This is a genomic window from Nocardioides malaquae, from assembly GCF_015070385.1.
GTDB classification, from domain to species: Bacteria; Actinomycetota; Actinomycetes; order Propionibacteriales; family Nocardioidaceae; genus Nocardioides; species Nocardioides malaquae.
The window spans coordinates 1-270 of sequence record NZ_JADCSA010000415.1; the positions used below are offsets into that span (position 1 = coordinate 1).

General features: G+C 51.1%; 1 protein-coding gene. It reads right to left on the reverse strand.

Annotated features, from left to right (window positions below; translation table 11 throughout):
• Positions 1-192: hypothetical protein (locus tag IEQ44_RS17235; protein WP_227487643.1), on the reverse strand; the 192-nt coding region annotated here is incomplete at its 3' end.
• Positions 193-270: the final 78 nt, after the last annotated feature.

The following is a 270-nucleotide window of genomic DNA, read 5'->3' on the forward strand; positions in this document are numbered from 1 at the left end:
GGCCATGCAAGCTAGATGACGGGCAGGTGACATGAAACTTAGTTTTTGCTCGAGCAAAAGAAGTGAAACCGCATGCGTTACCAGTAATTTAGTGTCATGGTACAGGACGAGTGTGGATGACGCTTTTACTGCCATCGCCGCCGCTACCACGTGACGCACGCAAATGGGCATGGCTCCCGCGACGTTGTCCATGCGCGCGCTGTAGTAAGCCACCGGACGTAGTTGGGATCCTATTTTCTGTAAAACAACAGAAGACATATAAGACTCACC